Origin of the sequence: Vibrio sp. Makdt, assembly GCF_027587015.1 — a bacterium.
GTDB lineage: Bacteria > Pseudomonadota > Gammaproteobacteria > Enterobacterales > Vibrionaceae > Vibrio > Vibrio chagasii_B.
The window spans coordinates 65,863-89,508 of sequence record NZ_JAPPTH010000011.1 but is presented as its reverse complement, the minus strand read 5'-3'; the positions used below and the strand labels follow the sequence as shown (position 1 = coordinate 89,508).

General features: G+C 44.1%; 9 protein-coding genes. 4 read left to right on the top strand and 5 right to left on the bottom strand.

Annotation, left to right across the window (positions count from 1 at the left end; translation table 11 throughout):
• Positions 1-3: 3 nt before the first annotated feature.
• The 3 genes from OH460_RS14970 (at position 4) to OH460_RS14960 (ending at position 1,418) form a co-directional block, all read left to right on the top strand.
• The gene (locus tag OH460_RS14970) at positions 4-543 is read left to right on the top strand and encodes a winged helix-turn-helix domain-containing protein (protein ID WP_269998271.1); all 540 of its coding nucleotides are present in this window, start codon (positions 4-6) and stop codon (positions 541-543) included.
• 7 nt (positions 544-550) lie between these two features.
• A complete protein-coding gene (locus OH460_RS14965) occupies positions 551-976 on the top strand; it encodes a hypothetical protein (protein WP_269998269.1) in 426 nt (141 codons plus the stop codon).
• A gap of 67 nt (positions 977-1,043) precedes the next feature.
• Positions 1,044-1,418: a hypothetical protein gene (locus OH460_RS14960; RefSeq protein ID WP_269998267.1), complete on the top strand. Its 375-nt coding sequence runs from the start codon at positions 1,044-1,046 to the stop codon at positions 1,416-1,418.
• 98 nt (positions 1,419-1,516) lie between these two features.
• On the opposite strand, the gene OH460_RS14955 is transcribed toward OH460_RS14960, so the two are convergent.
• The 3 genes from OH460_RS14955 to OH460_RS14945 form a co-directional block, all read right to left on the bottom strand.
• On the bottom strand, positions 1,517-2,467 hold the full coding sequence (locus OH460_RS14955; RefSeq protein WP_269998265.1) for an OmpA family protein: 951 nt from the start codon (positions 2,465-2,467) through the stop codon (positions 1,517-1,519).
• Positions 2,468-2,539: 72 nt separating this feature from the next.
• A complete protein-coding gene (locus tag OH460_RS14950) occupies positions 2,540-6,055 on the bottom strand; it encodes a hypothetical protein (protein WP_269998263.1) in 3,516 nt (1,171 codons plus the stop codon).
• A gap of 27 nt (positions 6,056-6,082) precedes the next feature.
• Entirely contained in the window at positions 6,083-16,474 is a 10,392-nt protein-coding gene (locus OH460_RS14945; RefSeq protein WP_269998422.1) for a hypothetical protein, read from the bottom strand.
• Positions 16,475-16,781: 307 nt separating this feature from the next.
• Between OH460_RS14945 and OH460_RS14940 the strand changes: the two genes are divergently transcribed.
• Positions 16,782-18,641 (top strand): helix-turn-helix domain-containing protein, encoded by a 1,860-nt coding sequence (locus OH460_RS14940; RefSeq protein ID WP_269998262.1) that lies wholly within the window; start codon positions 16,782-16,784, stop codon positions 18,639-18,641.
• A gap of 121 nt (positions 18,642-18,762) precedes the next feature.
• On the opposite strand, the gene OH460_RS14935 is transcribed toward OH460_RS14940, so the two are convergent.
• Together OH460_RS14935 and OH460_RS14930 are read right to left on the bottom strand one after the other, a co-directional pair.
• The gene (locus OH460_RS14935; protein WP_269998260.1) at positions 18,763-21,108 is read right to left on the bottom strand and encodes an Ig-like domain-containing protein; all 2,346 of its coding nucleotides are present in this window, start codon (positions 21,106-21,108) and stop codon (positions 18,763-18,765) included.
• Positions 21,109-21,116: 8 nt separating this feature from the next.
• Positions 21,117-23,462 carry a hypothetical protein gene (locus tag OH460_RS14930; RefSeq protein WP_269998258.1) on the bottom strand — a complete coding sequence of 782 codons (2,346 nt, stop codon included), beginning with the start codon at positions 23,460-23,462 and terminating at the stop codon, positions 21,117-21,119.
• Positions 23,463-23,646: the final 184 nt, after the last annotated feature.

The following is a 23,646-nucleotide window of genomic DNA, read 5'->3' as shown; positions in this document are numbered from 1 at the left end:
CACATGAACTCAAAACAAGACGCACTCGAGCTCTATGAGAGCAAGCCACTGATTCTTTTGAATTCAGTGTCTCTCAGTACTATTGAGTTTAATATTCTCAGTGTTCTTTATGAAAACAGTTATAAGCCATGTACTCGCCAGCAATTGAAACAGGCCGGTTGGCCAGATCGTGTAGTTGGCCCAAATTCACTTAATGTGTGCATCATGCATCTCAGGAAGAAGGTTAAATCTCTGATTCCTGATTCAGAGATTCGCGTGGTGCCATCGCATGGATATAAGTTGCTGATACCGACTGCGATTCAATTAGTCGAAGAAGGTGAACTACCCAACATCAAACCGAGTACGGTTCCTAGACGACCGAAAATGTTAGATCCAGAACCTGTAATGTCACGCACTTTGAGCGCGAGGGTGAAGAGACCGCGTATCCAGCCAAGCGTTGTCAACTTTGATGATGAATACCAACGACTTCGCTGGGAGGACCTGATATTAACGGCATGTATCTGGATATATGCTTTTGCGCTTTATTACTCGATTTACAACTGAGGTTGCCATGAATTTCAAAAGACCACTCATCATCATTCTCGCCATTTTGGCCTTACCTTATATCAACGCGACGGGGGGAGAGTTCTCTATATACGGCAGCCATACTGAGCAGCACGCTGAAACCCATTTGCAGTTTAATCATGGACTGTACTCGTCCGTGCAGTTCCTGCCACACGAAGTGGTCAGAAAAGGGTACGGTATATATGCCGTCCTCAACGATACAGTATTCATGATCTCTTTAGACAGAGATTACGAATTTCTTAACCACCGCATAGACGACAGTGAGGTGCTTAAACTTGACTCAATACAGCACCTCTCAAAGATTAATGTCGCGCAGTTAAGCTCTGATAAAAAAACTATTTATATGAAAAAACGGTTAGAACATGAAAAGATCGAAGACATTCAATTTAAGGGCAGCTTGGGCTTCTGGTAGGCTTTCTCTGTGGAAAGTGTCATTCATACTTTCCGCCCTACTCCTGCTCAGTCCTTGGCTCAAGCTTATGGGCTATCAATTTACGCTTGAAAGTCACCTCGCAAACCCTGAACGTTCTTTACATGTCTACATTAACAACGGCGTATTCACGTTTGTGAACACCTTATCTGATGGCACAACAAGAAAGAGCTCGGGGATTGTTGGCTTTACTCACAACACGCTTTACTTCCTAATTTGGGATTCGACATATCTGCACGTATCGGAGCATTTAACACCACAACTCAGGCGTGATCTTATCAATGCTAACAACCGCTTATTCGATATTCGATTAGAAACAAAAAGTGAAGGGGAAGTTCTTATGTCATTCGATGAAGAACTCAAGTTTGAAAGAGTACAAACGCAACTGGCTAATATAAAAGGCAGTTACCCAGAGATACATTGATTGTTTCATCTTGAAACTCAAGCAACAAAAAGCCCCAACGTATGGGGCTTTTTGACGTTTTATTATAGAGGTAACTATTCGTTATTCTTTGTTGATGTCTAATCGCTCTCGCTGCTCACCGTCTCTTGTTCACTGCCAGCAAGAGCTTGCTGTTCGGCGGTAATATCAGATTCTTTGAACACAATGAATGCGCGGCGGTTTAATGCATCGGCTTTTTCAGAGCGTTCATTAATCGCAGGCTGCAACTTACCAAATGACTTCACTTCCCAGATGAACAGCTTAGGGTCGAGTTTGGTTTTGAGGTATTCAACAACCGTTTCTGCGCGGCGCTCTGCCAGTTTTTCATTGTAAGAAACCGAACCCGCTTGGTCGGTGTGTCCTGCCACCATGATACTACCTTGTAAATCACTCAATTGAGCCGCAAAGTCATCTAACTGAGTTAGGTCTTCTAGTTTTAGCACTGACTTATCGAAATCAAAGTGTGGCGTCATTGCCATGTACACCTTACGCTCAGGCCTTGGTGGTTCACAGAAAGGCATCTCTTCGTATTTCTGCGCTTCTTCAAACACGATAAATGCACGGCGGTTCTCCGCTCGGTCTTTATCAGTTTTACCCAACAACAGAGGTTGGGTCTCACCAAGATGTTTCACTTCCCAATCGTAATTCTTAGGTTCCAAATGCGTCTGAAGGTAGTCAGCCACTGACTTAGCGCGTCGCTGGGAAAGGCGCTCATTATATTCCAGAGAACCTTTGTAATCGGTGTGTCCAACGATCGTGATGCGCCCTTTTAAGCCTGTAACCTCTTCAACAAAGCTATCTAGGTTGATCTTATCGAGGTCACGCAGTTTGTACTTATCAAATGCAAAATGTTCAGCAATCGCAATATGCACCTCACGTTCAGGCGCTAAACATTTGCTAATCAAAAACTTAGACACATCTAAGCCGGCAAACTTGTCTCTGTTTTCCTGACTCACATAGGTGTCGGTTGCACAGCCAGCAAGAAGCAAAGTGCTCATTACGCCGCTGATTAGGCCAATTGTTATTTTCATCTTACTTGTCGTTCTAAACTTACTTTTCGTTTTCAACTTTTAACTCTCTACTTTCACCCTATTTAGGATGGCTTAAATCTTACCGACTAAGTTAATGAACACGCCTGAAGCGTCATAATCATCATCGTTGGTTAAGTCGCTATCAAACGCAGAGAAGTTATAACCAATGCCCATTTTTAGGTTCTCGCCAATGTGCTTATTCACAGACACTAAGGCGCCATGCTCTAATTCATCATTGAGTGTGTCGGTTTTCCAGTGATATTCACCCGTTACATCCCACTCTTTCATCACACGGTAAGAAGCGCTCAGTCCGTATAAATCGATGTCGCTTTTAACGATCTCATTCGCGCCAGAAGCACGCTCAAAAGCTTGCTCTTTGTCTTTATGCGCGTATTTAGTGCCGACGTCCCAGTGTTGGTCAATCGAATAGATCGCTTCAACTTCAATGATTTGGCTGGTTTCATCTTGATAATCCACATCACGATCCAGTTGATCGAAGTCCGCAATGTAGGTGTAACGGCTAAGTAGGTTTAATCGGTCGTTATAGATCGGACGATACGCGAGTCCACCTGTAGCTTCGGTGAATTGCGCCATGGTTTCGCCAGTGGTTTCACTCTCTGTGATTGAGTAGTTGTACTTACCAAACAGCGTGTACTCTTCCGTTAAGTGGTGCGTGTAGCGGTTGGTCGTCACGATTTGTTGCAGCTCCCTCAGAGCGAGCTCTGGGTCGTCTTCACTCTTATCCACTCGATATTCAAATTTGTGGCTTAAAGTGATGTCATCTAGGTCAATTGAAGCATTGAAGCTGATGGACTCACGCTCTGTGGTAATGCTCTGGTCATCTTCAATTTCACCAAGCTGATAACCAATCCCCATCTCAACATCTTCCGTCACGTCGTAGCCAAAGCCATACGAATCGATGCGACCGTGACCATCATTTTCATCAACGAACTGGTTCTCTTGGTAGAAATCGACACTGCTGGTGAGGTCTGCTCGCTGACCAACAATCACGTTGTTTTGGCCTTCATAGTTGTCATCCACATAAGTTACGTAAGTGGAATGATCATCCGATACATCGTAAGTCACCGTCGCTTCAGCAACTTGCCCACGATCACCATCGGTATATTCACCACCTAAAGACAAGTCTTCCAGTACTTGGAATTCCGCACCAATCGATGCGCTATCGTTTTCGTCATAATCATCCGACTGCGCGACTGTGGTTTGGCCTTTGATGTAGACGCTGTTATCGCTGTCCCACATGTACTCCAATCTCACGCCCGCTAAGGTCGCGTCACTTTGCTCATCGTTTTGGTTAAGCTCTTCGGTTTGTTGCCCGGCCGCTGAAACCTTGATGTGCTGAGTGATTTTGACTTGAGTTTCGATCTCAATCGTTTCTGTATCAGTTTCAAGATTACCGTCAAGATCACGCTCTTCGTTGGTCGAAAAACGAGAAAGTACAGCTAAGCGGTCTGTCGCTTGTAAACGAAGTTCAGCGCCATAGGCTTCCTGCTCTAGGTCATCGCTGCTGCTCGCGTAGCTGTACCCTGCGTCTTTGTCTCGATACCAAAGCTTGAAGTCATTGCCTACCGCACCAAAGATAGTTGGTGCAAGGTCATAGAGGCTCGTCACTGCGGTAATTTGAACGCTGTCGCCCTCACGATCTTCTAGGGTATCGCCGATAGGTGTAAAGGTTAAACCACCGTCTGTAGAGACGAAGTTCGATTCAGTTTGCGTACCTTCACTGCGCGCGAACTCAGCCTTAATGTAAGTCCCCTCTGTCGCACGCAATGTTAAATCGGTGCCGTAAGACTCGTAATCTTGGTTATCTTTTTCTTGCGTTGCGTAAGTGACACCTACACCGATATGATCGTTAACCCAACCTTTTGCTCGTCCACCATAAGACATCGCATCTAGCGAGTCTGAACCTTGAGGAACATACTCATAATCGACAACTAGATAGTTTTCATAGTCGTCACCATTTTCGATCACACTACCAAAGCTACCGGATAAGATGTTATCAAGTGGCTTGGTAAGAATGATGCGGCCTTGGTACGGGTCGAAGTCATAGTCGACACCCGGCTCAAGTGGAATTTCGTTTTGTACTAAACCAGATTCATCTTTTACTTTTACGTAAACCTTGTCACTTCCCGGTACCGCTTCACCATGGCGAAGGAAATACAGAGAGCCGCCTGTACCTAAGAACTCATCGTGTGCATACAAGGAGTCAGCTTCTGCCGTAAAGCCGACCACGTTCAAGCGGTCTTCACCATATTGCGTGGTATCGCGAGTACGGTAATCGGCTTTGAAACCATAAAGGCTACGGTTGTAATCGTTATTCTCAGTGCCGGTTAACCCTGTATTGTAGTTACCCCACAAGTATTGCGATTTATCGTATTCAACATTGAGGTAGACCTTACCCTTGGTGTTAACCACTTTTTCGATGTTTGAACTGTCGCCATAGTTGCCGTAATACAGCTCATCGTCGTCTTCGAGAATATCGAACACATCCGAATCGTCTGATGCGAACGGATGTTTGAACATGTCTTTTATCTCACTTTCTCGGGTATCGAAGTGAGTGGTCACGCGAAGCTTGTCGCCAAATTTACCCTGACCAAAGTACGCCAAACGCCCTTGGTTATAGATGTCGTCTTGATACTGGTCATCGACACTCAATGCATCGTTATTGCCAGACACATTGTTCTTACCAACATAAAGATCAGCCAAACCCGTTTGTGCGTAGTACGTATCTGGGATACGAACGTAAAGCTTGTAGCGGCGTTCATCACCGTTATCAAACACAACCTTGGTTGGAAAAATGTAGGAGTCTGTCGGTAGATACTGTTCTGCGTATAAGTTGCCATCTTCGACGTCAAATTCATCTTCACCGATGATGACCTTATCCACGCCTTTCAAACCGGTACCAATGAACTTAGCTAAACCCGCATTGGTCGGGATGTTATGACGCATCAACTTAGCTTGACCGTAGCTTTTATCTTTACTCTCTTCATCGTCGTTATCGTTACGGTCGATGTCCACTTCAGAGTCAGGCTTCACTAAATCCGTTACACCAACGGTGGTCACGTCCATGTTGCCATCTTTGTCCCACGCTTTTAGACGGAACATCAGCTGCTCACCGACCTCAAACTGGTAGTCGACATCGGTTTGACCATCCCAATTGATGTCAGAGTCGTTTGCCAATTTATCACCACCAAGTACAGCGATAGGCTCAGATAAACCAAAATCGCCGACACGGTACACCTCTAACTGGTACTTTTTGATGTAGTAACCATAGTTGGTAGTGATGGTGAAACCTACACTATCGCGCAGTGTACCTTGTTCGACTTCCAACTCGTCACTGACACTGACATCTAATACCGGATCAAAGCGAGTGATGTCGCGGCTTGCCCAAATCGCGCCTTGTTCCAGATAAATACGCGAGCTGTCTTGGTCTTGGTTCGGCTTAGTAACTTCAATGCCTGTTGTCTCAGAACCAAGCTTTTCAAGCTTACCCGTGTCTTTGGCCATTGCCATTACAGGGATCGCCGCCAACACACAGGTGGCTACACGGGACTTACTAAATACTTTCATACAATTTCCAGATACGGTTCCAATGGCCTACTGCTGTTCACTTTCTTGAGCTTTGCGATGCACGCTAAAATTGAACTTGGTGAGCTTGTTCGGGGTAATTCGCAACACTTTCGGGTTTTCGCTCACCACTTCCATGGAGGTGGAGAGCGAATCAGTGTCCAACTTCACGAGGAAGTTCTTACCTTTCTTATTGAGTACCCATTGGTCGGGCACGTGGTAACGACCGTACTGGTCTGTGTAAATAACGATTCCCTCAACCGTCATCAACTTAACGCCCGGAATACCATCTTCGTAAATTCCTTTGTTCTCGATAACGATTTCCCACAGGTAATCCTCGCCATCGCGATACAGGTTTCTGGTTACGTTGAGGTTTTCCGCGCTCAGTCCCTTCTTCTTATCGGACTCATGCTTAAACTGAATCTGACCTTGTGCATCAAACTCGATACGGGATCCCGCATCGGTCGTGACATAGAAATCAAAGCTCTGCTGGGTGCGAGTCTTGAATTGAATCACCACTTTACTGGTTTCTGGCAGCGTTCGATTTACTGAGTGACCCCAAAGATCACCCAGCTCCAAACCTTGCTCAAGCGCTGTGGTTATTGCGCCATCTTTAACAGCAATATCTTGTCCATCCCGAATGATATGTGTTGAGTCGGCGATATAGCCTTGTTTTGCTAGGTTCGCGGTTAACTCCACATCAAAGGCTGTAGCGTCGGCTTGGAATCCATCTTTGTTGTGATCTTCAAACACCTTGCCGATGATCGAAGAAGTATCGAATACCTTGTCAGGTTCAACCGTCACTTTAGCAGTGTCTTCATTGGATACCGCCGAGCCATCCACTTTAGCGACCGCTGTGTTGATGTAATCACCAAAAGTGGCACCGACCGATACTCGTAATAAGTAACGAATACGCAGCTTCTCGCCCGGTTCAAAATTCAACGAGGTGAACATGAGCTTGCCGGTGTCTGACGGCTCTTGAGTGATCACTTGGTCATCTTGTGTTCCAAACTCACCATCAATACCACTCAACACGATTTCTGAAGTATCCACGATGTATTTCAGACCACCTGGGTAACGGTCCTCTACAGTCACGTTCTTGAAGTACGATTCATTGTTGTTTTCAACGATGATCTCGTATTCAACCGCGTCACCGACTTGCGCCGTGTCTTGTAACGCAGATTTCGTTAGCTCAAGTACGCCAGAGTTATCTGGAATTTTCTTAATGTGATTAGTGACGCTGTCGCTGGTTTCGGTACCGTCCGATTCCGTCGCGGTGAAGGTGTTGGTGATGTCATCATCCAAGCCTTTGCCTAGCGTACCCACCACTTCAAATGCGAAGGCGTTACGCTTTTGAGACTTAAGGTTAACGGTGGTATCTAAGTCTGTACTTGATGGGAAGCTATGACGCTGAATCACTGCACCCGTTTCATCAACTTCTACCCCTTCAATGGTCCAGTCGGTAAACACTTCGTTGCCAACGCTGTTCTTCAATTCACTGATTTCATCCGTTAGGCGAACGTTCGCAGCATTACCCAAGCCGTTATTGGTGACCGCTAAGTGGTAAACAACACTGTCGTCATCTTCGGTGTATTCTGTTTTATCAGAACGTTTTTCAACAACCAGATCAGCACCGACTGGAGGCAGGTTCAAAGCCGATACTTGATTACCCGTTATCTGTTTAGATGCATCAGATTCCTTGGTGTTTTTCGAATGAGTACGTGCCGTTGAACTACCCGTTAAATCAAGGTAATAGCCAAAAACATCGATGTTGGTCAGCATGTCTTCGTTAACCGTCAAGATGAAGGTGTAATCAATTTCTCCACCCGGTGCGATGTCAACGACCGTGGCCAAATCTCTATCAACGTCAAAGGTACCCGGTTGCGTCTCTGCTCCTTCCCATGTCGCACTTAGGGTTCCTTCATCAAACGAGTTACTGTGTGAGCCATCAATATGGTCTCCCATTGATTCAGCAAACTGGGTATAGAGAGCCACATCTTTCGCGATACCACGACCAATATTTTGCACCACTAAGTGATACTCAACCTGCTCGCCCGGTACGTAATAAGGTGCGTCGGTAAAGAGCTCTGCCTGAACAACGGCCGCGACAGTATGAACTGGAGGGCTGACCACATCACCACTATCGACTTGCGCGGTGTTGACGATACGTCCCGTCGCTGTATCCACCACAGTACCTTTTGAGCGGAAAACGACCGTGCCGTGTGGCGCGATATCAACACTGTATTCTGTTGGGCTAATTTGTTCGGCGGTCGTCCCTACTGTGGTTGATTCCACCACCATAGAAGTTGTGCCAGAAACAAAAGCTGGGCCTGTTGTATCGTCGTAATACTCCACTTCAATCGTACTCATGTCGTCGACAACACTGAGATCATTGATGTTGTTGTTTGAGGTATTCTGAATAGTGATCAGGAACTCTAATTCACCACCCGGAACATATTCCGTCTGCACATTGGTTTTCGTTGCAACAAACTCAGAATCTTTCGGTGTAATTACCACCGTAGAATCTTGCTGACTACCGTTGTAAGTGATGGTCGCTGTATTACTAATATCACCAACAGCTGTTGTACGAATCAATGCTTCAACATGGAACGTCACGGTGCTTTGTGGCGCGATATCCATGTTGGCGTCGATGTCTTCACTCAACTCAAAGCTATCTGGTTTCACCACTGTGCGGTCATCACTCGCTTCAAAGCTAACTTTCCACATAAGGAATGCAGGCTCTTTTGTCTCAGTCGTCGTGTCGACTTCAATATCGCTGATGATGTCTTGCAATTGAACACCTGAAGCAAAAGCATCTGAGCTGTTGGTCACAGTGATCTCGTAATGGCTTAACTTTGTCACTTCATATGCAGGCGTATCGACTGTTTTTTCGATAGACAGCGTTGCTAGCACAGGTGTACTCGTCGCAGTATCGTCAAAGGTTGTGCCATCAAAAGTCGCCGATGCCATATTAGTGATATCAGCGGTTGCAAGTGCATTTGTCGTGACTTGTATAGTGAACACAATGCTGTCTTGAGGAGCAATATCTAACGTTTCGTTAAGATCTTCGCCACTCGTTGGAGCTGGCACTGGCGTCTCACCCGTTGTTGAGGCTGCCGAGATTTGGATTGAAGAAGGCTCAAAGGCTTGCGACATCTCACCACCAGCAATTGTGGTTTCAACAGACTGCAGCGCATCCTCAATGGCAACATCTTCTGCCCAGCCTAATCCGTTGTTTGTCACGGTCACTGTATATTGCAGAGTCTCTCCTGAAAGGTACTCCGCCTTATCAACCTCTTTCGTGATTTCAACTTGCGCATCTTCTGGAATGTAAGTCGCATCTGCGCTGTATTCACCATCATCACCTTCAACTGTAACCACATTGGTGATCTCACCTTTGGCTTTGTCGTTTACGGTGTTAGTCACAACAAACGAGTAGCTGTCACCAGGGTGAATGCTATAAGTCGCGCGGTAGCCTTGAGCATTATTGGACACATCTTTACGAGCGTTCAGTGCTGGGTCGCCACTTCCATCAAGTTGTTCATCACTGATGATCCAGCTGCCAGTCAGTGCTTGTTCTTGATCTGGGCTATTCGCCACTTCTGTCATGATGGTATCGATACGATCCGTCAGGATCTGATCCACAAGATAACCTTCCCCTGTATTCGTGATGGTGATCTTGTATGAGATAGGTTGACCCGGTTGGTACTTAGCATCAGGTTCAGCTATCGGAGTCGCCTCTTTGGTTAGCACCAAGTTGCCCGATTTTGGAGTGATGTACCCCTCTCTTAAGCGAATCATCTTTGAGTCGTCTAAACCATGTCGCAAATAAGCGGTATTGGTAAAACGACCTATTGCGTCATCACGAACCTTGCCTTCGATATGAATACGAACAAGCGTATGCTGATCACCGCCACCGGTACCTGTGTCATCGCGCCCTGAGATCTTGAGAGATTCGGCTGGCAGATTAATATCCGGGCTGTTTTGCCCTACTAATTTATCTAGCTCTGAGAAGTCATTCGCATTTGGGTCTAGAGGAGCAGAATTAGCAAGAACCTCATAATCAAGCGTCCACTGCGTGAGTGCCGTTTGCATCGAACCATCGACAGTTTCGACTTCAAAGCCACTGATCATGTCGCGGATTGAGAACAAGCCAGTGTCTACATCATCATTGGTAATATCGATATAGTAGTTAATCGTGCCGCCCGGCACGTACTCTGGTGTATCGGTCCACTTATCAACGAGAATGTTGGAGCGACCTGGGTTCAAGACGATGTCGTTAGTGTCATTGCTATTAACCTGTGCCGTATTAGTGATGGTACCTGTTGCGGATGTTGAGACCTTGCCTTTCACATCAAACACAATACGCTCACCAGGACGAAGGTCGACCGTCGCATCTAACGGGACACTTCCGTTGTAATCACCCTGTACGTCATATGAACCCGCTGGTTCCTCCGCAATCGCCGTAGACCACTCAGAGAACGCATCATCACCATCTTCCGTTTTAATAGCATGAATGGCATCAATAACACTCACATCATTGGCGATACTGTCACCCGTATTAGCAAGCGTTACTTGATACTCGACGTCTCCACGCGGCGCATAGTTACACCCCTTTCCGTCACTCGAAGGCACGGTACAACCAACAGATTCACCATCGGTATAAACTAAGGTTTTGAAGTAATCGAGCTCAACCGCTTGTGGCGGGATCTTTTCAGATGTAGCAGATTCACCGTCTGCCGTTACTCGGTTGGCACTGATCGTGCCCAATGCGTCATCACGTATCACGCCGGTTGCTTTAAACGTCAGCACTTCACCTGCGGCGATATCTGTTTCGATATTTAGATTGTGGTTTGCGTTGTAGTCCGGAACATAAGTATCAGCGTTAACATCAATACCATTGCTTACTTCATGAGATATTTCGCTCGAAACAAACGCCGATTCTACGTTCCCGCCAATAACTTCGACTTGAACGTTGCTCATCACATCTTTGATGTGTACATCGTTAGCCCAACCATTTTCTGGATTAGCCACGACAAATTCATACTCGACTTGGTCTCCCGGCAGGTAAGTATCACCATCAGAGAACAGTTTACCATTCACCGATACCACACGTTTAGAAACACTAATCTTGTTTTCAAGCGGTAATAGATTCGCGCTTCGAACACTACCGTCGTAACTCGCTCTATTGAGGATTTCACCTAATGCATCCTCTCGGATGACACCATGAATGATAAAAGTCAGGCTTTCTTGAGGCGCGATAACAATGTCGTTATCAATATCGACATTGTTGCCGGAAACAAAGTCAACCGCATCCGTAATAGAGCCAGCAGCTGCAGTTTTCTCTAGGTCCACTTCCCAGCCAGACAAAAATGGCTGCCCGACAGGGTCACTGCCTGTTGATGAGACATCTTCTGCGATACGCGTTTCAATCTCTGAAATGGTATCCTCTAGACGAGAGCCATATTCAGTGCCGTTACCTGTATTTTTAATCTGAACGCGGTAGTAAACCTCGCTTTCCCCAGGCGCTTGGGAGTAATGTTCCTTCTTGTTCGATAGACCAGAATCGGAGAACACTTGTTTGCTGAATGCAATTTCGGGTTCCGACATTGACGCAGGCGGAGAAACGGCAATAAATTCATTTCCGTTGTCTTCGCCCATGTAAGCTCTGTTAGTGAACGAGCCTACTGCTTTTGGGCTAATCTTGGCTTTAATAACATAACGGACGAATGCTAGCGCCCCTGAGCGACCAAAGTTATCCGCCGAGATATCAAAATGTGTATCAATTGGCTGGTTATCTCGAATCGAGTTATCGACATCAGGGTTTGAGATTCCAGAACCGTCTGAGAAGGTTTCTATTGTCCAGCTATCAAAGGCCGGGCCACGAGAACCATCAAAGTACTGTGTGTTAATTTGGTCAATGTCGTCACGTAAACTCATATCATCAACGTGGGCACTAGAGACATTTTCGATTAAGATTTCGTACTCAACGTACCCCCCGGGCATATAACTTGTCGCCCCTGGCATTGGGTTATCATCAGCATCGTAGTAAGCAAGGATGTTCTTTTCAAAATCGACTTTGCGCGCTTCTTGTTGGATGTTGTGAGAAATCGTATCGCCATCAACAGTCAACACATTCACGATACCGCCATTCGCTTTGTCGTTGATGGTCGCAACCACTCGATACTCAAGTGTCGCCCCCATCGGGATATCCGCTTGAAGGTTGAGATTACTGTCCGTTGAGGTATAGACATTACCCGCGCCCGTACCAGCATCTACGTAATCAGAATCAGTGCCTGAAGCGATGGATGTAATTGTCCAGCTTGAATACGCAGGCCCGGTCGAGCCATCAACGAGATCAACGGTGATGTCTTTTAAGTTGTCGACGATTGGGATGTCGTGTGCGTTACCTTTACCGTCGTTCTCAACCACTAAATGATAAGTCACCGTTTTACCTGGTTCATAAACCACTTCATCGGTTGTTTTATCGAAATCCAAGTGGTAATCATCGGACAACACTACGGTATCTCGGTAATGAATATCTCCGGTCGCATCAGGTCTAACGATACCCGTAACGGTGTAAGTCACGTCTTCACCTGCGTCGATATCAATGGAAGTCACGATATCAGTATCGTTCTTAACGTCACCGTCGTTTGTGCCATCAGTTGTTCCCGCATTTGCAGGGTCACTCTTCGCAACGACGACCGTAAACTTATTCGTACCCGCCGCATCATCGAAGAACGGATTACCAAACGTACCGTCTTGAAGCTCAACCGAGATACCATTAATCAGTTCATTTACGTCAACATTATTGCGGTAGCCATGACCATCTTGAGAGTTGTACTTAATGGTATAAGTCAGTTCGTCGCCCGGTGAGTATCGATTAATATTGGTTGAACGAACCACCCCACCGTTGTTGTGAACTTGGTGGTTTTCAGCCACGGCACGTTTCGCATACTCACAGTCATTGGTACATCCAACATCACTGCTGTGGATCAACACTGCTTCGTTGCGGATGATTCCAGCGTCTCTATCAGCAACACCACTGGACACCGCATTATCTTTGACTCGCGCTTTGATACGCACGGTCACGAAGTCTTTAGCAGGAATAGAAATCGGCAATTCGACATCTTTAGTCGTTGGCGAGCCAAAGCCCGAACCAGTATCAACCGACCAATACTCAAATGGATTTTGAACGAGAAAATCTTCGGCTTCCCCATCTTTATCGTTAGCCAGTGTTGTGGTGATATCGCTCAGTCGATCCATAAAAATAAGATCGGTTTCTTCGGTATCACTATTGTTGCCAATAACAATGGTATAAGTGAGATCTTCACCCGGTGTATAACGAACTACGTCCGTCGTTTTGGCCAGTGAAACGTTAATGTCATAGGCACTATTCGAGTTATCTATTTGCGCCGAAGAGCTGTGTTCTCGGTCTGTTATCGGGTCATAAACATCAACGCGGTTTGATACTTGGTCTTCTTCATAATCAGACCTAACCACACCACTTACCTCATAGTGCACCCAGCCACCAGGAGTGATATCTACGTTAGTATCAATATCAGCATTGTCAGAGATATCACCGTAGCGCGAGCCCGGTTTGTCTGTATTGGTTGTTCCGACAATCGTCCAGCTATCAAAAAAGTTAAGCGCTGAAATACTATCTTTTACCTGTGCATCATTAGCGTAACCAACGCCTCGGTTGTAGACGTAGATATCAAACGACGTTCGCTCACCGCCCACAAACTCTGCGCTTTGAGCGGTTTTATCAACCACAAGATTAGGCTCACTTGGGTGAGTACGAACAGTATCCGATAGGTTGGCATCTAAGCCTGTTACTTTGGCTGTATTGCTGAACGATCCCCATAGAATTTCGGTATCATCACTTCGGTCAAGCTGCCCAACAATGGTGTAGGTAATAGAAGCGCCGGGAGGGATTTGTGCCGTAGCGTTAAGGTCATTATTATCCGAAAAGTCACCAGGATCGGTTACGGCTAGCACCCAAGGAGAGGCTGCCTCTTTTTGAGCGCTGATCGTCCAAGATGAAAATACCGGTTTGGTTTCACCCTGTTCATGAAGAAGCTCAGCCTCTATCGTGCTGATTTCATCTTTAACGTTAATATTTGATGCAAAACCATTCCCTTCCGGATTGCTCACCTTAATCGTATAGGTGATTTCGGTCGTCGTGTCGGTATATGCATTTTGTTCATTATTCCCATCTACACGCTTGTCCAGAGTGAGGTAATAATCACGTGGATAAGCACCTCTATCGGAGTAAAGCACGCTGTCTACCGTCACTTCATTTCTAATCTCATCATCGGCAATTGGGTTTACGACCGCTGCAATGCTATAGATAATCTTATCGTGTGGGGCTAACTTAGCCTGCTCGTCCAAGATAAGTTGATTGCTTTGGTTACCTTCAATTTGACCAGTAAAACCTGGATCACTGTTTGTAGAGATCGACCCATCAGAAGCGTAAGATTTCGCAGTAATCACCCAGCTCAAATACGCTTTAATCGGCGTATCGTTAATAGACTGAGTCATGATAGAGACTAAATCATCATAAACCGGCACATCAATCGCGTAGCCGTCACCATTGTTCTCTACCGTGATGTCATAATTTAGAGTGCCACCAGCTGAGTAGTAACGAGAATCTACTTCCTTTTGAACTTTTAATTTCGAGTTTGGCATTTGCACACCAGAGCCCGACTCGCTTAGGTTATCGCCCAAACACAAGCCCGCATCCGTACCATCATCAACAATCTGCCCCACGCTGGTGTCAGCTACTCTTGCGGTCAGTTTGTAATGAACGACACCTTCCGGAGCGAGGTCAAGTTTTAAATTGATGTCGTCAGTCGTCCACGCGCCATAGTTAAACGAACCATAATTCGTGCCGTCACCACTACGATCACTCACCTCTAACTTCCATTCAGAGAATGCTGAACCAAGGCTGCCATCCGTTTGCTTTGTCACGATACAAGCAAATTTATCAACAACTTCAATATCGTTCGCGAAGTACTCAGAATCATTGTTCGAAACAACAATGTCGTAAACCACTTCATTCTGACCAGATACCCCTGGCACATACGTAGTGTCGGTCGTTTTTTTATTGCGAGTAATTTGGCTCGATGAAGAGTGGATGACTTCTTTAGTGTCTAAAGGATTTGTCAGCACATCACCAGAATCTGCTGTGCCATCTGCATCGACTACCCTTGCGATAACTTCAGGAATGGCACCAATGGAAACCGGGCTTACATCAACCTCCACTGAGTAAAGAACTTGCTCACCTGGATAAATTGAGACGACGTCATCCAACGACTTATTAGATTCAACGCCACTATCCGCTAACTCAGAGCGGCTGTTTGGACCAAGAGTAATAACTTGGTTGGTCCAAGACTCATACGGGTTGCCAGTTGTGTCATCAGCGTTCTTGTCGATCCCGATGTCGTTACCTAAATCGGTTTTGAGATCTTCCAAAAACTGCTGAACAGAATAGTGATAAGCAATACCGGAGTTTTCTTGGTTAGTTACCTTAACCGTGTAAGAAAACTTGTCATCAACCAAGTAACTGTCTGATTGGTTTAAGGTATGGGTAAGAGAGACGTTTGGCGCAGTGGGCGGCGTGGTTAGCACATCAGCAGAAACCAAAGCATCACGAGTTTCAGCTGTCACATCAGCATTAACAATATCGCCGACTAAATTATCGGCAACGGTAGCTTCGATGGTGTAGGTAATAGATCCGCCGATATCTATCGACGCATCACTAACAACTAAATTCCCCGATGAGCTAAATGTCCCGGCGTCACTTTCGTCCCCTTCAACAGAAGCCGAATTCACGTTGGCAGTAAAAGCCGGTTCAAGTGCTCCTTCAATATTCAGCGTCTTGATATCAGCAATAGCATCTTGAACGTCAATCGCCTTAATAACAGTGTCACCGGTATTAGATACCTTGATGGTATAGGTCAGCTCATCATTCAGTTGGTAGTGCGTCTTATCAACTGACACCGTAATGTCGTGTTCATATAGGCCTCGTTGAATAGACTCTGTGTTTGAGTCCACCGAATCCAACAGCCCAGAACTCGCCGTCGCGAAGTTATCAATCGTTCCTGCAGCCTCACCAGAAACCGTTGCAGACATTGTGTAGGTCACCGAACCACCTGCGGCCACACGCACGTCAGTTGCTTCTAGGTTTCCAAAACGATTAAACGTGCCCGCTGATGAAAGCACCGTAGAATGCGCTTGGATCGTAGCCTGAGTAAACGCGTTTACACTCTTGCCTTGGTCATCTGTCGTCAGAATATTGAGTAGCTCATCTTTAACGTCAAAGCCATTAATGGCTTTGTCTGACCCATTCGTTAAAACAAGCGTGTAAACCACCTCTTGTCCATTGTCATAAGATGCACTATCTACGGACAGATCCATTTTTAGCCCTGTAGTGTCAGCTTGGGCGGAGAATGGGATCAATAAAATAGATAAGAAAAAGGCAAGGTTGTATCTGAACATTAACGCGCACTTCACAGTAGATTGACAAGTCTCCAGGCTAAATGCCATAGATTTGACGTCACTATTTTGGCATTTCGCCTTTTTAGGGACATGCGCAACATACAGATCAATCAACCCAAACAATTAACATCCGTAAAAAACAAATTACTGAGGATGTTAAATAGAGAGTCTGATGTCTAAATTAGAATCGAGACATTGAGTTAATTATCAGAAGGTTAATGTTTTAATGAGTGAGTTTTCACAGTTGTTACGTAACTTCAGAAAGGAACTTCAATTTACACAAACAGAATTTGCAACCTACTTAAATCAGCTGGACGATGAATTTAATGCGGTTGACGTCGTAACGATAAATCGTTGGGAAAACAATAAGGTAAAACCTAGTACATACAAAGCTCTCAAGATCTTACAGTACCTTGGTGGAGATTTGTTTGAGACAATAAAGAGCTTCAAGTCCGAACAAAAAGATACACTAATCGAAACGTTTTTTAACGAATCCCATGGCTCATTTCAAAGTCGAATTTCAGCTCTAGCAGGCCTTAATAAAAAACAAGGCCAACGTAATTTTAAGTCACAGCCTTTAATGTCCGAGCCGTGTGACACTAGCGTTATCGACAGAATCAAACTACTTTCTAAATTCACAAAAGTCGATATTTCGCCACTGGACCAAATTGATTTATATCTCTATTACTGTGAGAAAAAAGCCCATGGCCACAAGCTCATCAATACAGATGGTGACATTGTGAGTCACAACGTAGGCTTTTTCTTTGAAGACCATCAATTTGAGATATTAAAAACTCAAGAGCTAGATCTCAGAATGGCCTGCTCTTTAAATTCAAGCAAAAGCATAAATTATTTTAATATAAGCTCACACTCAGAGACAAAAGATCATGTTATTGAGCATATAGTTTCAGATATACAGTTACTTTCTCAGAATAAAAATATTAAAAAATATTCTGTTCTAGTAAAAGACCCCAACATGATGAAGCTCTTGAAGGGCGTAGGGTTTGAAGTGTTTAAATTTTCAGAACCTTCTGTTAAAAAATGTAATATCACATTCAAAGATAAACATTATAGCTACTGTATATTAACGATTGATAAAATAGACTATCTGACGAATCGGAACGTAATATCACTAATCAAAGATGAATATTCTAACATGATGAATTTTTCGAAATTACTTCGCGAAGCGCGCAAGAAATTGAAGTTAACGCAAAAGGGTTTTGCGGCATACATTAATCACTTAGATGATGAATTCAGATCTGTAGATGTCGTAACGATAAATCGATGGGAGAATAGCAAAGTAAAGCCAAGTAACTACAAAGCCTTAAAGCTATTGGACTGCCTTGGTCTCGACTTGTATAAAACATTGAAATCCTTTGATTCAGAAGATAACGAAGACACTGAACTACTTGAAGACTTCCTCAGTGAACGGTTCTTTTCATTCCAAAGCCGAATATCATCTATCACTAAAGGAGAGATAGAAGAAGGTTGCAACTGTCAGATCATGCCATTGATGACAGATCAGAATGATAAAGCCGTAATAGATAGAATAAAGCTGATTTCGCAATATACAAAGGTGGATGCTTCAGCCCTTAATACCATCGACCTGTTTCTCTATTTCAGTGAAAAAAAGGCGCATGGCAGAAAATTGATCGATGTTAATGGCGATATTGTTAGTCATAGCTTAGGTTTTTTCTTCAACGAAGAGGCATTCGAGCAATACAAAAATAAGCATCTAAATCTTAAGCAAGCCTGCTCTTTAGATTCTAACCATAACTTAAATTACATTGTGGTTAGCGGTCACTCTGAGAAGCGCGAACAATCTATTGCGAATCTAATTTCCGATATGAAGCTTCTTGCAAGAAACACTAAGATTAAAAAGTATTCCATGATCATCAAGAACCCAAGTGCATTGGAACTTATGAAGAACATCGGATTTGAAATATGGAAGTTTTCAGACCCAACAGAAGAAAAGTCGAACATCACCTTCAAAAACAAAAACTACCGCTATTGCGTACTGACTATCGACAAGATTGAATTACTTAGCAATAAGCATGTTATTGCATTTATTAATAAGTATGGTTAGATAGTCAACCAATACTGCTTATAAAAAAGCCACCCTGTTCATGGTGGCTTCTTTTATCACAAGTAACTAACCCACTATAACGACCTAATTTGAACAATCTTAAAAATACTAATTAGCGTTGTTACCCTCCTGTTCCCATCCAAAGAGCGTTCGCGTAAATTGACACGGCGTCGCTAACCCCATCACCTGAGTTTCCTCCAAAACCAACCCAGTAAGGCTTCGAAGGATCAATATCTCTCCAAACATTTTGAATTGAAAAAGTTGGCGCAGCGGGTCTTTCTTCATGGGTATTTGTATATAAAGATAGTTTGTCACCTTCTATAGTAATCCAAACATACCAGTACTCATATCTTGTTGGCAAACTAACAAAAAATGATTCTTCACCTCCTATATAGCTACTACCCACGGTAGTAATAATATTTTGTGAGTAATAATTTATTTCATTACTAATCACAGCAGAAGAGTGTGGCAACCCTTCTTGGTAAGCGTTGGAGTACCCCCAATCTACCGTATTTGGTGAATTACCGAATTGCTGTAACACCCAGTTCAATTTGCCACTAGTTATTGATGCAACATCATTAGCCTTAAGTCGATATCGAGCGACTACATTTCGCCCGATAAACGCGTTTTTATAAACGGCAGTAACCTCAGACGATTGATTAGCCTTATAGTTAAGAGGGATTCCTTGTTCATCAATTGACCTGAAGCTATTTCCTCCCAAAACTTCCGCTATATTCCATAAACTGGCATCTGTTGTATCAATAAACATCTCATCGATAGCCGCCTCTATTGCAATTGCATCTTCACTATTTGAACTTACCTGTGTAGACAACACAGCGTGATTAAATGAAGTATCTAGATAAGTTTCTGAAGCTTCACCTGCAGAGTCAGTTACTAATGTAATATTTGACAAACCATTGCTAAAGACTCCCTTGGCTCCCCCAATTTCAGTCCTTAGGTCTTGATAAGGCGCTGGGCTTCCATCTGGGTCTGATACATAAAAAGACAAAAAGTGTTCTAAATGAGCATTTAGATTATTCTCAGATTGAATGTTTGTAGAGAAGTCCTTAATAAGTGGATTATCTAATAAAATGCAGGCTGCAAAACCTTCACCTTTCGTCTTTGTTAATTCTGAAACGTTTCCATCTACAATATTAATGGTTTTACCCGAGGTTTCAGAGACCATATCTGAACTCCAAAACGGTGTCCCTGCAGGCCAATTATTGGATTCGAAGAGACTTCCTTTGTTAGCTAGTAACAGTTCCCACTCGCGGCTAATAGGTAAACGCCCATTTCTCGACGCACAATAATTTTGTGCTTGTTCGAGATTCATTGTTACAACTTCTGAGTACTTGGGACCTGTAAATCCATCTTGCTCTTGAGAGCTAGTGTAAGCAGTATTTGTATAGTCAGCCAACACCTTACTTGCAGGCGCCGTAAAAGTAATATCAGTACCTATCGTTGGATCATAGATCGTAATATCCTCCCAATCTTGAACCAGACTAAAATCAGGCTCCACCTCGATATAGACTTGTCCAACCGCATACCCGCCGCGTCCGTCTGTTACCGTATAAGCAACTTCGTGTGGCCCCGCTTCTGGTGATTGAAACGTAAAAGTGTGGTCTGTTGCTGAGGTGATTTTCGTTTCTGCGTTGTAAGCGCGCACAGAATCTAAGATCACGCAGTCTTCAGCGTCCGATACATAGTCGGTTAAATCAATTTCAACCGACATATCTTTGGCAAGCTTGCCTTCTCGAATATAGTCATTCGCGACTGGTGGTGTATTTCCAGTATCAGAAACCGCTACGTCAATATTTCCAAGCTTGGTTGTCGTACCGTCAGTCATTGAGTACATAATTCGAGTAACACCGATATCCGTTGGCGTATACGTGATGGTGTTACTGAAAGAGTCAATTTCAACTGAACCAGTACCTAATAAGGTAGCCTCTTCCGACACCGCATATATCGAGGTATCTAAAGCACTCTCCAGCTCTGCAGACAAATCAATAGTCACTGGCGATTCAATGTTGGTCGTTGCTGACAAGTTCGGTAGTGTATTATCTTCAGCTGTTTGTGAAACAGACACTCTTGCTAAGGATGAAGCTTGTGCGATGTACTCACTTTGCTCAACGGGTTCGACTGTATATTCAAATTGGCACTCACCGACTTGATCCGACAAGATCGAAAACGTCATACCTTCTAGCGAGGTTACCTTGCAAGCTGGCTGATTTTTGACTGCTGTCACTGAAGTCAAACGTAAATCAACATCAGAATCAGCTTGGACAATGACTTGAGATTGAACATCGACAAGTGCTTTTGACTGAATCACAGCAGCTTCAATAGATACCTCTGATGGCATGGATGGCTGAACAGGCTGAGAACTCACATCAGAATCACCAGAACCTCCACCACAAGCTGTCAGCGCAGAAATACCTAGGGCTATCACACCCAAATTTATTACTTTCATAATCATTTCTAATACGCAGCCATTTCTAATTCAGTGATTCGAAAGTTATATGACTCATAAGCATTTTTTCCACCAATAGATAACCAATAAGGTTCAGAAAGATCTACGTTGCTTGTTATTTCAAATGATCCTGACGGCTCAGCTGGCCTTTGATCTGTTAACGAAGTAAATACATAAACTGTGGTATCACGTTTATCGAACCAATAAAAACGGTCTGAATTGCGTAGATCCATCGCTATTGAACTGGTTACCACACCTCCTTCAAACAGCGAAACAGGTATAGAACCATAGAAATTGACATTCAAACCAAAAGCAGACGATTCGTTTTCTGGATATGGCCGAGTATTTTCTGTTTTCATTGTTCCATCACTCTCCCACGTGGATTGGTCAGTTCCCAATTGTTGAATAAGAACGGCAAACTCCCCTTTATCCGGAGTTTCATATTCACCTGTCACCCTAAATCGGATAACAAAGTAATCTCCGACAAATGGCTGGTTGTAGATATGAAATTGTTTACTGTTCTTTTCCACCGGCATTAACATCAGCCCATCGGTGTTAGGTAAATACACATCCGTATTCCAATATTCTTCACTACTCCAAAGCGATGGTTGGGTTACATCAATCTTCATCGCATCATCCACTGGAACAAAAGGCAGTAAATAATCTTGCGAGCTCACTCTAGTCGCAACCACTTCATCACTAAACGAAATATCAAAATATGCTTCCTCTAACAAACCAGCATCATTAACACTCGCTACAGTAATCGGCTCGCGATTTGAAAAGACACCACGGTCATTCATAGATTCCAATTCAACGTCTGCAAAAGGCGCTGCATTGCCATCGGGGTCACGAATTTGAACTTCATACTCATATCGGTTCGATACTCGCTCTTTCACTGAAACGTCGGCAGAAAAATCACTAACACTCGGATTACTCAGATCAACACACGTTGTGTACATACCAACGTTCTTTGATTGCTCCCCGATAGTCCCGTCATTCAAATGAATAGTGGCAGCGTTTGTTTCACTGACATTTTCTGCTGTCCAATACTTCTTACTTGTTGGCCAATTATGGTTGGTGAATGCGCTGGTTTCGTTGGTAACGAGCGTTTCAAGCTCACGCTGTAGAGGCAAACGACCACCTCTCACTTTGCAGTACTGACGAGCTTGGCTAAGTGTTTGAGTGACGATTTCTGAGTCTTTCAAACCTTGTGTACCGTTTTCGATATATGTGCCGGTGTAAGAAGCATTGATGTAATCGGCGTACACTTTGGTCATTGGTGCGAAAAAGCGAATGTCTGAGCTGATAACAGGATCATGAGTGACAATATCTTCCCAATCCTGAATCAAAGAGAAATCCGGTTCGACTTCTATACGCGCCACACCCGTTGTGTAGCCGCCCATGTGATCGCTTACTGTGTATGCCACATCGTGCGCCCCTGGTTGGGTAGACGAAAACTCAAACTTCGTGTTAGTGACATTGGCAGGGTCGTAAAGTGATGTTGTCGAGTTGAAGTCCTGTACACCAACGAGCTGTACTTCATCTAGGTCTATGTCTGATATATGCTCTTTTACATCCACGACTACACTCTCACCCACTTGCGCGAGAGCATCGTGAGCAAAATCTGTTACATCAGGCGCTGTGTTATAGGTATCTTCTGAAGTCGCAATTGACAACGAGCCTTGTTGAATCGACTCACCGTTTTGGTAGTTGTAATAGACCTCAGTTTGACCTTTGGCTGTTGGCGTAAATTCAATTTGATGATCGCCAGAGACACGAACTGTACCAGAACCAAGGCTAATAACACTATCTTGCAAAACAAAGTCATCACCGGGTAACGATGAACCTAGCTCCCTTTCTAGATCAACAATAATCACCTGTGATTCGATGGTTGATGCTGTAATACGAGGAAGCGTTGTCGATGCATAGCTCTGCCCCATCGCCACACGAGCATACGAAGTTGCCATTGAAGTGCCAGTTTTAGTCGCTACTTCATACTCAAACAAACAGTCGTTAACGTCAGACGAATAGACATTAAAGCTACCTTCACTAATACCTTGAACTTGGCAAGTGTCATCAGTCAAAGCACGAGCATTTGTTACAACAAAATCTTGGTTATTCGATGTGTGAACATGCTCTGTAAGGTCAATAGTGAAGCTTTGCTCTACTAGTGAGTTATCTTGAATATCTTGCGCACTAATAGAGGCTGATTCTACTGGAGATACAACAATATCTTGCTCTCCTTCGGAGTTTGACTCACCACCACAGCCTGCTAGCAATACCGCTAAACTTACTGAAGTAATCACATTTAGTGTCGAATTCCGTTTCAACAAATCATTGCTGAATAGATACATTAAAAGCACTCTTATTAATGAAGTTGGGAGGTATTGTGAACCTTGCCTCACTTCTACTCCATTAAATTGCTATGATTCATTATTAAAAATTAAATCATTGAAATTTAAAGCTATTAATTCAAAATTCATTACCTTTCAAACTTCTAAATTTTTCTAAACACCGGTATGAAATTTGAGAAAGACT